This window comes from Microcystis sp. LE19-195.1E (genome assembly GCF_027532095.1).
GTDB lineage: Bacteria > Cyanobacteriota > Cyanobacteriia > Cyanobacteriales > Microcystaceae > Microcystis > Microcystis aeruginosa.
This window is the reverse complement of record NZ_JAPZSZ010000305.1, coordinates 1-10,948: the sequence shown is the minus strand read 5'-3', so window position 1 is coordinate 10,948 and position 10,948 is coordinate 1. Positions and strand designations below refer to the sequence as shown.

General features: G+C 43.5%; 8 protein-coding genes, 1 other RNA gene and 1 pseudogene. 3 read left to right on the top strand and 7 right to left on the bottom strand.

The features are described from left to right. Nucleotides 1-183, top strand: a pseudogene (locus O9300_RS16905) (DUF3782 domain-containing protein); the annotation flags it as partial. Nucleotides 184-297: 114 nt separating this feature from the next. Further along, nucleotides 298-990 carry a DUF3782 domain-containing protein gene (locus O9300_RS16900; protein WP_287972878.1) on the top strand — a complete coding sequence of 231 codons (693 nt, stop codon included), beginning with the start codon at nucleotides 298-300 and terminating at the stop codon, nucleotides 988-990. Between the two features lie 36 nt (nucleotides 991-1,026). Here O9300_RS16900 and O9300_RS16895 read toward each other — a convergent pair whose 3' ends face one another. The 6 genes from O9300_RS16895 to zds all read right to left on the bottom strand — a co-directional run bounded on the left by O9300_RS16895 (nucleotide 1,027) and on the right by zds (nucleotide 7,586). Next, nucleotides 1,027-2,298, bottom strand: a complete 1,272-nt coding sequence (locus O9300_RS16895) for an MFS transporter (RefSeq protein ID WP_287972877.1) — start codon at nucleotides 2,296-2,298, stop codon at nucleotides 1,027-1,029. Nucleotides 2,299-2,307: 9 nt separating this feature from the next. Continuing rightward, nucleotides 2,308-2,404, bottom strand: an RNA gene (gene ffs, locus O9300_RS16890) — signal recognition particle sRNA small type. Nucleotides 2,405-2,490: 86 nt separating this feature from the next. Next, nucleotides 2,491-3,627, bottom strand: coding sequence for a DUF58 domain-containing protein (locus O9300_RS16885; protein ID WP_287972876.1), 1,137 nt, complete (start codon nucleotides 3,625-3,627; stop codon nucleotides 2,491-2,493). 406 nt (nucleotides 3,628-4,033) lie between these two features. Then, nucleotides 4,034-5,053 (bottom strand): long-chain acyl-[acyl-carrier-protein] reductase, encoded by a 1,020-nt coding sequence (locus O9300_RS16880; RefSeq protein WP_287972875.1) that lies wholly within the window; start codon nucleotides 5,051-5,053, stop codon nucleotides 4,034-4,036. Nucleotides 5,054-5,201: 148 nt separating this feature from the next. Then, a complete protein-coding gene (locus O9300_RS16875; RefSeq protein ID WP_286824574.1) occupies nucleotides 5,202-5,897 on the bottom strand; it encodes an aldehyde oxygenase (deformylating) in 696 nt (231 codons plus the stop codon). Nucleotides 5,898-6,125: 228 nt separating this feature from the next. Further along, complete coding sequence (gene zds / locus O9300_RS16870; RefSeq protein WP_287972874.1) at nucleotides 6,126-7,586, bottom strand: 9,9'-di-cis-zeta-carotene desaturase; 1,461 nt, start codon at nucleotides 7,584-7,586, stop codon at nucleotides 6,126-6,128. Nucleotides 7,587-7,723: 137 nt separating this feature from the next. Between zds and O9300_RS16865 the strand changes: the two genes are divergently transcribed. Then, nucleotides 7,724-10,162: a glycosyltransferase family 39 protein gene (locus O9300_RS16865; RefSeq protein WP_287972873.1), complete on the top strand. Its 2,439-nt coding sequence runs from the start codon at nucleotides 7,724-7,726 to the stop codon at nucleotides 10,160-10,162. Here the strand turns inward: O9300_RS16865 and O9300_RS16860 are convergent. Then, the gene (locus O9300_RS16860) at nucleotides 10,159-10,314 is read right to left on the bottom strand and encodes a hypothetical protein (RefSeq protein WP_287972872.1); all 156 of its coding nucleotides are present in this window, start codon (nucleotides 10,312-10,314) and stop codon (nucleotides 10,159-10,161) included. The two genes, O9300_RS16865 and O9300_RS16860, sit on opposite strands and share 4 nt — an antisense overlap. Nucleotides 10,315-10,948: the final 634 nt, after the last annotated feature.

The following is a 10,948-nucleotide window of genomic DNA, read 5'->3' as shown; positions in this document are numbered from 1 at the left end:
CAACGGTTTCGCCGCTTTTTTCCTGAACACAAAGATAAAAAACTCTATGGCATATTAGCGGCGGTTCATGTATCCCCGGAATTACGGGAAAAAATTCTGCGAGAAGGGTTTTATGTGGCTCGGATTCATGACCAAGTATTTGAACTCGATATTCCCGATAATTTTCAACCTCAAACCTATTAAAACATCAAGGGCTATCGCTCTATCTTCCCCAAAGGAAAAAACACTCTCTTATTCATGAATCGGCAAAATTCAGTAAAATAGTAATAGACCAAATTAGAGAGAAAAAATTGATCTATGGCAACTACATCAGAAGACGTATGGCGAATCCTAGCCGAATTAGCAACTGCTCAAGCCGAATTGACTGCTGCTCAAAAAGAAACTGACAAACAACTGAAGGAAGTCAGTCAACAACAGAAGGAAAACGCTCAACAACTCAAGGAAACTGACAAACAACTGAAGGAGACTGACCTACTATTGAAGGAAGTTAGTCAGCAACAGAAGGAAAACGCTCAACAACAGAAGAAAACTGACAAACAACTCAAAGAACTGGGCAAACAAATTGGGGGACTCGGTGCCAAATTCGGCAGCTTTACCGAAGGACTTGCCCTTCCCTCAATGGAAACGATTCTCAGACAACGCTTTGGTATGGAAGTTGTTAGTCCCAGTGTGCGCGCCAGTAAAGAAGGACAACACCTAGAAATTGATGTTCTTGCCTATACCAATGGTGAGCTAAATACCGCTTATATCGTTGAGGTTAAAAGTCATGCTAGACAGGAAGATATTACACAATTAAAAAGTATTTTGCAACGGTTTCGCCGCTTTTTTCCTGAACACAAAGATAAAAAACTCTATGGCATATTAGCGGCGGTTGATTTATCCCCGGAATTACGGGAAAAAATTCTGCAAGAAGGGCTTTATGTGGCTCGGATTCATGACCAAGTATTTGAATTAGATATTCCCGATAATTTTCCACCTCAAACCTATTAAATAACCCTGCCCTAGGAAAAACTTTTTCAGTAAGCTTTATTGTAATTGTCCGCGCAGAGCATAACGATCTTTTTCTAAGCCGAAAGCGAAGAGAAAAGAATGGCGTATGGTGGGGTTAGAGAGAGTAAAAAAGAGAAAGAGAGCGATAACAGCTAATCCTGACGATAAACTAAACATAGTTTTGTAGGAAATTGCTAAAACCCCCAGAATTGGACCGGCTAAGGCTGTTCCCACATCAAAACCGCCGATACAGATAGAATAGGCCCGGCCGCGTTCTTGGGGCCCAGAGCGATCGGAGATTAAAGCCAGTAACATAGGGAATAAAATCCCCCCTCCCGTACCTTCGAGGATAGCGGCTAAAATTAAATCGGAAGGAGATCGGGCAGAAGATAGAATCAACATGGATAAACCATAGCAAAAAACGCTAATAGTGATGAATAAACCCCGTCCATAGCGATCGCTGGCTCCTCCCGACAAAATCCGTCCGATTACCCCCGATACTGCCGCACAGCTGTAGAATAGACCAGCACTGACAGGAATCTGATTTTCGAGGAGAAACAGGGGTAAAAAAGCGACTAAACCGCCGAATAAAGTACCGACCAATAGAAAAACTAAGGTAGGGACTAAAAAAGCTCGCTCTTGACATAATGCCCAAAAACTGCGCTCGATTGTCTGATTTTCTGCCTTCATTTGGGCTAATTTTTTCTTGAAGTCCGGTTCTTGAATGGAGAAACCCAAGAGAAAGGCGATCGCTCCTGAAGCGGCGGAAACTAGAAATAAACCGTTATAACCGATCGATTCGTAGAGATAACTGCCTAAAGCTGGACCGATTCCCATGCCTATGGGTGCAGTTAAGCTCATATAACCAATTATCTCTCCCCGTTGACGAACGGGGGAAAAATCCACCACTAGGGTACTGTAACCGGTGGTAAAAGCGGCGATACTGAGACCATGGTAGGCGCGGACGGCGAATAAAGAGGAAAGATCGCGAAAAAATAGATAACCGAGGGGTGCGGTAGCGGCGACAATAGTTCCAAATAAAACCACTAATTTGCGACTGCGGCGATCGACTAGATTGCCTAACCAACTGCGCGATAAAATTAAACCGATAGCAAAGGCCCCCATGACAAAACCGATATCTTGTTTGCTACCGCCTAGGAAGTCAATATAGGTGGGGAGAGTGGGGAGGAGAGTGGTAATACTTGTCCAGAAAAACAGCGCCGTGACGAAGAGGAAGAGTAATTGACGACGAGTCTCGGCAGTAAGCGATCGAAAAGTTTTGAAAGCGTTCACAACAGCGACCGTCACAGGCAACAAAAAGACCCGGAGATCACGCCAGTCACAAGCATCCCGTATTGCTGCTACCTTCCGGTCCTGACAAGGTTAAGGCGTTGCGATCGCATGAGTCCGAGTCTTTTTTATCATAACATCTTTTTCGGGGATACGGGCATTTTTTTCCGGAGAATCTCCTCTCAATCTAGACTGTGAACGGAAATTTCCTCAACGAGGGGGTTTTTGCAATTGTTGTTGTAGAGAGGTTTCTGGTTCGATCGCCAATCCGCTAAACTGTCGGATTAAGAGTGAAGGACTCTCCCTAGAATCGGCAGCGAGGAAAAATAACCAACGGCTGCCGGGGGTGAGTTGTTCGACGGAATTGAAGTTACTTGTCAACCAAATTACAGGTAAATTAGGCAGATTAGCATTTTTTTGACTAGCTTTTGCCTCTATACCGGCTAAAGTTTCTAAAATGATCCTCTCCCCCTGAATTAAACCCGTTTCACCCGTCCAGAGTTTCACATTTAATTGCCGACGATGGGCATAAAAATAGAGGGAAGCAGCGGCAATAATCGCCCGTTCAAAACTGTCTTCTTGCCAATCACAGAGGGTATCGAGACAGATAATCACTTCCTGTCCTCCCGTTAACACTTCTAATTCCCGAATTTGAAATTCTCCCAAACGGGCGCTAGTTTTCCAGTGAATTAAACGGGTAGAATCACCGTAGCGATATTGTCTCAGGTTACGGGTAAGTCCTTGACTAGCCCTTTGATAATAGCGATTATTTTCTAATTTTTGTTCCATCTCTTGACCGAGGGAATCGATCAGGGGACATTGTTGTAAGGGTAAAATTTGGGGATAAACTAAAGCTTTAGCCGCTGCTTGATGACAACGACGACACCAAAATAAACCGAGAGGGGCTGCTGTTCTTAATTGTACTTCTTGCCAGTGATAAATACCCCGTTTACTGGTGGGTAAATAATAAGTCCAATGATGGCAACTTTTGGAGGCAATCGCTTCTATTGCGGTTATTTTTGGCTGATCGAGAACTATAGGCAGGATATCTGTCACTTCTAACAGATTTATCGGCTGATTGCTAGTATTTTCTATCTCTAGGCTAATACTAAGATCGTCTCCCGCACTTACGGGTACAATGGCAAGACGACGCACTTTCAGGGGAAGAAGGGAACGACGGGGTAAAATTATCGATAAAATTAAAACAGCGATCGTCGTGCCACAGATAGCATACAACCATCCCGCCATGGTATTGGTCGCCGCTCCGAAAAAACAGAGGGTAATGCCAATGATTACCCCACCACCGTAAGCGGGTAAAATACCGCGATCTTCTAACCAAGTTTTCATCAGGAAAAAATCTAGTTCTAGTCAGGGTTTAGTGGTTTTGTCGTCTTTGCTAGAAAGCTAAAAATCAGGCCCACACTTCTATAATTCCCCCAAAAGTCATGAGAAACTATCAAGGTTATCGGACTGATCAGCTAAGGAAGTTCTCTTCCTTGCCACTCTTGGGATTTTTCTTAACAAAACTTAACAATTGATGGCAAAATTTTGCTTGCTTTTGTCGGCAGATTTTGGGATAATATTTTTAAAAGAGTTTATTTATAATGGTAACCCAAGCATTCAAAGTTAAACACGAATATCCCATTATAATACAATCATAGCCCAAGCCGCCGCCAAAGTCAAGCACTCACTCCTGATTATTTGTCGCCTGAAACTTCTAATTCCGTGGTCGGTGGGGGGTTGGGGATATTAATTAAAATAACAAAGGTTGAAAACCGTGTTTGCGGGAAGCTGCGCCGATTTGTTCCATTTTAGGGACGGTAATTTGATTGCGTCCCCAGGAAAAATTAGTTTGCCAACCCTCCAATTCCAATAAAATCGCCTCAGCAAAACAGGCAAACATTTGACGAGAGGGAATATCCATATTAACGATTTTCATAATTTTCCAGTCAATATCGAGGGAATGCTCGACAATGCCGCCCTTAATCACCGAAATATCGGGGGCATTTAACACCGTGCCTAAATTTTTCGGATAACCACCATCAATAATAATGCAGGGGCGCTTGAGTTGATCTGGATCAATTTCCACCCCTTTAGGCAGACTAGCCACCCAAACAATGATATCAGCCAGGGGTAAAGCCTCCTCTAGGGGGAGAATTTTACCGCGTCCTAACTCCTCTTGCAGAGATTGTAAACGCTCTTGATTGCGTGCCACACATATTAGTTCTTTTGTATCGGTTTTTTCATTTAACCAACGACAAACGGCGCTGCCGATATCTCCGGTGGCCCCGCAAACCACGACGGTAGATTGAGCTAAATCGATGCCCATTTTTTCAGCGAGGGTTTCCACCTGAGTGCAGATGACGTAAGCGGTGTGGGTGTTACCGGTGGTAAAACGGCCAAAATCTAGCTCGATATTGCGCACCTGTCGATTATCTTTGAGATTAAATTCCTCGAAAATAATTGAAGAAAAACCACCGAGTGCGGTGATGTTGATATCACTTTTTTGAGCGAGTGCCATGGCATTTAGCACCTTACGAATAGCAGACTTTACCCAACGATTCGACAACATCTCCGGTAAAAAACAGGATTCGATATATTTACCTCTGATGGTTTGCCCCGTGATGCTGGTGACATGAAAATCATCGACAATTTGCGGGGGGGCAGCACACCAAAAATCTAATCCCTGGTTAGCATATTCAGGATAACCTAGATCGTCGGCGACCGATTGGGCGTGTTCTAAACTGGTAAGATGACCTATAAGACCAAACATTGATTGTTCTTTCGTTAGACTAGATGGCACTAGATAAAAATTAGGATATTGCTAAGAAATCGTTAAGACTCTTAAATATAATACACAAAAGAGCCGCTCTGTGTTGAGCGGCAGCAGGGCGAAAAAAAGAAATCTAGACGCTCAAGCTTTAGACAGCAGTTAATCCGTAGGCAGACATTCGCATAATATCACGGGTGCTGAAACCAATATTGCTTAAAGCTTCCCCGTAGCTAATCATGAAGTCTTCCACGAGGGCCTCTTTTTCCATACCGAGGACGCGAGCATCATCCTCGACTTGATTGAGCATTCTCCAGACAATGGGCAGATTAGCGCGATTTGCGGCTTCTAATTCCTCTTTAGCGGTTTCAAAGTTCGCTTTTAGCCATTCTTCGCCAAAATTGAGATGTAAATATTCGTCTTTAACTACGCCTTCAGTAATTTTACGGGCAAAAGGATCAGCAACAGGAATATAAATATTATAGGCGGCGATCGCAAAAGCTTCGATAATCAAAGATTGGATCAATAAACAGGTAACGATTTTACCTTCTGCGTAGGCAATTTGGAAGTTATTGTGCAGAGAGGAAAAGAATTCTTTGGCATAATCCATATCAGGAGTGATTTTCAAATTTTGGCCGCAAGCTTGAAAACCTTTCATGTGACGGTTTTCCATTTTTGCCAGACGGTGTAACTCTTCTTTGTTATCGGCGAGGATGTCTGCTAATTGAATATAATTGCTATTGGCCTCGTATTCGCCTTCAATAACGATGGCATTAATGCGACTATAGGCTGATTTATAGGTTTCGCTAGTGAAATCAAGCTCTAATGGTACAGCAAGCTCTGGCATAAACTCGATTGACTCCTATTTCTGACGAGATTTTTCCGACGTTCTTTCCAGTCTAGGGTAAGCCTTCTAGATGGAGTTATCTTTTTACGAGTCTAGCTCGATCGGTCTTTTTTGTATAGCTTGCCCTGAGAGGCTGACTTCCCAAGTTAGCTATAGCGGTATCTTTTGCCACTGAAAACAAGTCTAGAGGCAATCCCTTCTCAAGAGACGAGATTGCCGGCTGCTTGCTCAAACCGTGGCTAAAGATTTCCGGTGCTCGGCCTGTTGTAAGATTGCTTTGGCTGCCTGTTTACCCGATAAAGTCGCCCCTTCCATACTATCAATGTAATCCTGTTGGGTATAACTACCAGCCAGGAAAAAGTTAGCAATAGGAGTCGCTTGCGAGGGACGATAGACATCCATACCAGGTGCTTCCCGATAGAGACTCTGGGCCAATTTCACCACACTAAACCAAGTCATATTTAACTCCCGCGAGGAGGGAAATAACTGATGGACTTGCGCTAAAACCTGCCCGGCGATATCTTCATTTTTAGCTTTAATAAAAGGGTCACCGGGGGTTAAAACCAACTGTAATAAAGAACCTTCTCCGGGGCGATAATAATCCCTAGGACTGGTGAGAGCAAGATCTGCAAAACAGGAGAAATCCGCTTGGTGGGTGTACAAAAGATTGTCAATTCCCACCGCTTTTTGCAGTTGTCGGCGTTTTTCGGCATCATTTAACTCCGTCACCCAACCGTCAAAACGCAATTGTACCGTAGCGACGGGGACGGCTTCTAGTCGGAAAATATTGTCAAAAATCGGCATTTTTCGCCAATCTTGGGGAATAAGACGCTGAATACCGGGGACATCACCAGCGCAAACATAGGCATCTGCGGTGATAGTTTCCGTGGTTTCTCCGTTAGCGACGATCATGCCATTAACTTGCAGATTTTCGCCCTCTCCAGAATAGAGAATTTCCCGCACTTGACGACGGGTAGAGATTTTGGCGCCCCGTGCCTCCAGATAGTCAATAATCGGTTTATGCAGGTATTCGTGGGGGGAACCTTCCAACATCCGCAGGACGGAAGCTTCGGTTTTAGCGGCGAAAAATTGGAAAATCGTCAGCATACAACGGGCCGAGATATTTTCCGTATCGATAAATCCTAAGGCATAGGCGATCGGATTCCACATTTTTTTTAAACTGCCTTCATTACCGCCATGGCTACGAAACCAATCGGCAAAGCTAATCGAGTCCAGATCCCGAATCGTTTTCATCGCTCCTTGAAAGTCTATCAGACCGCGGACGATGGGACTTGTACTTAAGGCCAGAGAATTAAAGATTTTATCGGCTGCCGAGAGTTGGGAGGAGGTAAAAAAGGCTTTTAAACCGTTAAAAGGCGCACCCGCGGCGAAACGAAAGTCTAATTCGCCGATTTTTCCCCCTTCGTTAATAAAAGTGTGGGTGTGTTCTTTGAGCAGTAGGGATTGAAAAGCGCCCACTTTTTTCATTAACTCAAAAAGATTATAGTAACAACCGAAAAAGACGTGCAAGCCCATCTCGATGTGATTACCGTCCGCATCTACCCAACTACCGACTTTTCCCCCGACAAAGGGACGAGATTCTAAGATTTCTACTGTACAGCCCGCATCGACCAGATCGATAGCTGTTGCCATTCCCGCTAATCCCGCACCAACGATCACCACTCGCATTTGTCAAGTTCCTGTTACAATTTTTCACTAAATCTTTATTTTACCCCGATCGGTCTGGTGTTTCTTGCTGGCGATTTTTTCAGGGTCGCTTGAGGGCGTGGCAAAATAATTGAGAGTTGCACTGGGGAGAAGTCATTTTGAAGCGATCGCTAGATAGGAGACAGGAATTAATTATTGTCAGTATTATTTGGATATTGGGGATATTAGTCGATAGATTCTGGTTTAGTCTCGATCATACTATTCCTGCTTGGGATCAGGCCGATTATCTCAACGGTGGGATTATCTATACCCAAGCTTTCCAAAATCCTCGCTGGTTTGACGGGGATTGGTGGCGCAGTTTATGGCTAATGTCGCCGAAAATTCCCCCTTTAACCTATCTTTTAACGATTCCCTTCTTTAATCTCTTTGGTATTAGCGTTGATGCGGGTATGTGGGTAATGGCTATCTATAGCGCCCTACTGCTCTTTTCTGTGTACGGATTGGGAATTATCCTCTTTAATGGAACTGTGGCTTTATGGGCGGTCTTAATCTGTCAATTTCTACCCGGTTTATACTATTATCGCCTCGAATATCTCTTAGATTTTCCCTTAGCGGCAATTGTAACGTTTTCTTACTTATGCTTGACATGGTGGCGATTTAGTGGTCAAGGCTGGCTAAAAGCGATCGCTTTCGGGATTTCTTTCGGTTTAGGGATGTTAGTCAAACAAACCGCCCTATTTTTCCTCTTTTTACCGATTTTGTGGGTATTGGGCGAAAATCTCCGGCGAAAACGTTGGGGCAATCTAGCGCAATTAATGCTCAGTTTTTTGACGGCAGCACTGTTAATGTTTCCCTGGTATCGGACGAATTGGTTATTAATGTTAACCGCGGGCAAACGTGCCACGGTAGATTCGGCGATTTTGGAGGGAGATCCCCCTCTTACCAGTCCAGATGCCTGGACATTTTACGCCCAAGTTTTACCCTATTTTCTTTCTTGGGTATTGTTATTAGTTCCCCTGGTGGGATTATTAATCTCCTTACGTCATAGAAAAACCGAAGATAAGGTTAATCGTCCTGTGTGGATTTGGTTAGGAGTTTTTCTGCTGGGGGGATACCTATTATCATCCCTCAATATCAATAAAGATGCTCGTTATATTTTGCCGCTTTTACCGACTTTATCCTTAATTTTATCCGTTGGTTTATTATCTTGGCGCGGTCGTTTTGCCCCCGCTATCCGTTGGGGAACATTAACTATTGCCGCTATCCTCACCAGCTTAAATTTATTCCCCTTGGGGGGAGATATAATTACTAATGTTTTTAGTCCCGAATTGCAACACCATCCCTATTTAAAAACCGGCTGGCAACAGGAAGAAGTAGTTAAAGAGATTCTAGTCGATTCTCCCTATCTTCGCAGCACCCTAGGGGTTTTACCTTCCACCCCCGAATTAAATCAACATACCTTCTCTTTCTACGGTGGTAAACATAATTCCCAGGTTGCCGGCAGACAGGTGGGAGTTCGGGAAGAAGATATCGAAAAGGATGTCAATTCTTTAGATTGGTTTTTAACTAAAACTGGTGAACAGGGTTCCGTCCCCGATGTCCAGAAAAAAATTGTTAATCGAGTCGCCACTGGGCCAGATTTCCAAGTGGAGAAAACTTGGCAGCTACCGGATGATAGTACCCTTTCCCTACACCGAAAAATATATCCTTCCGTCACGGTTAAACCCCTTGGAACTGCTCCAATACAGGTGGAATTAAGAGAGATTGCCATTGCCGAAAAAGCCTCTCCTAATCAACCCATTCCCGTGGTTTATAAATGGGCAGGAGACTGGCAACAATTAAAGTCAGGGATAGTGATTTTAAACTGGCAAGAAGTGGACGGTAAGGATTATTGGATGCACGATCATGGTATTGCTATGGGGATATTAATGGCAGAAAAATTAACTCCAGAAGAGCAACAAAATGGTTTTGAAGTTACTGAAAAAACCGCCATGCAGTCGGCAGCAACCCCCGGAGTTTATCGCTTATCTGCTGTCTATCTCAATCGGGAAACTGGCGAAACCTATCCAATTAAAACTAATGCTCAAATTACCATCGATCCTCAAGTTCCCAAGTTAGCAACGCCCCAATTAGATTTAGTGACCCAATTGCGCTTAAAGTCTGCTAATATTGGTCAAGGATTAACGGGTATTGAGCCAATTTTTCAGTTAACTAATCGTATCAATCAATACGATTCGATTCAGGATTATGTGCTGCAAGCAGACAAGGCTTTTTCCTATCGTTTACAGCAACAAAACCCCCCCGATAAATTATCTTTAGCCTACGGATTAGCAATTTCTAAGGTACTACAACAGGATGTAGCAGGGGCAATAAAAGCCACGGAGGAAATGATTAAAATTGACCCCCATAATCCCTATCATTATGCTTATCAAGGTTTTATTTATCTCTACGATTGGCAACCGCAAGCAGCCCAAAAAGTCTTAGATAAGGCCAGAAAATTAAATCCCGATAGTGAGGAAATTAAGACTTTAAATGCAGTGGCTGCCTTGATGGGAGCAAATCTCGTTAAAGCTTGGCAATTATGGCAGTCAAATTAAAATAGAGTGGGAAGTGGGGTGTGGGGAATTGGGGTGTGGGGTGTGGGGTGTGGGGTGTGGGGTGTAGGGTGTAGGGTGTAGGGAGTTTTCTCAGTGAACTGATAACTGATAACTGATAACTGATAACTGACTTCTAACCCAATGTTGGACAAAGATAAGTAAAAATTATTGATTTACTGCAAAAACTTGAGAATATTTAAATTAACATTCCGCAATATTTATAAATTCTTAAAAATTAATTGAGAAAGATTTTTATTTAACAACGATGTTATGATGGTTACAGCGATTTTACTGAATTTCATAATGGGTTATTCTGTGCTTTTTTGGGCAGCAATGGTTGAAACCCTTGCCACACCTAGAAGGTGATCCTAATTAAGACGGGTAAATTAGTCAATTTCACTGGCAACGATGATCTTTTTTTTGTGTAGTTTTATTGCAAAAAAAAAGTTTTTTTGACAAAAAGCACAAAGTATGATATTGAGTCGTGCAAAATTAATTTCCTAGTCGAGACAGAAGACGGGAGACAGGAGACGGGAGAAAGCTATTAGGGATCGGATGTGAGTTTTCAGTTCTCTGTTTGCTCACATCAGCAGAAGTCTCACGGAGTAGTGGCTTAGATGTGTAATTAATTTTGCTTAGGTACTTAATAACCCAAGGTATTTCTGGTTGCGAGTAATTATTGTAGAGAAGGGAGAGGGGTGTGGGGTGTGGGGTGTGGGGTGTGGGGTGTGGGGTGTGGGGTGTAGGGTGTAGGGTGTGGGGTGTGGGGTGTGGGGTGTGGGGTGT